Origin of the sequence: Pantoea sp. ICBG 1758 (assembly GCF_002928325.1) — a bacterium.
Taxonomy (GTDB): Bacteria; Pseudomonadota; Gammaproteobacteria; order Enterobacterales; family Enterobacteriaceae; genus Pantoea; species Pantoea eucrina.
Window position 1 is genome coordinate 1 of the sequence record NZ_POWL01000031.1, and the last position, 230, is coordinate 230.

General features: G+C 50.4%; 1 rRNA gene. It reads left to right on the forward strand.

Features of this window, described 5'->3' with window-relative positions:
• A 23S ribosomal RNA gene (locus tag C1Y41_RS19780) occupies positions 1 to 230 on the forward strand; the annotation flags it as partial.

Consider the following 230-nt stretch of genomic DNA (forward strand, 5'->3'; position numbering starts at 1 on the left):
TCCTCCAAGGCTAAATACTCCTGACTGACCGATAGTGAACCAGTACCGTGAGGGAAAGGCGAAAAGAACCCCGGCGAGGGGAGTGAAACAGAACCTGAAACCGTGTACGTACAAGCAGTGGGAGCCTTCTTTATGGGGGTGACTGCGTACCTTTTGTATAATGGGTCAGCGACTTATATTCTGTAGCAAGGTTAACCGCATAGGGGAGCCGAAGGGAAACCGAGTCTTAA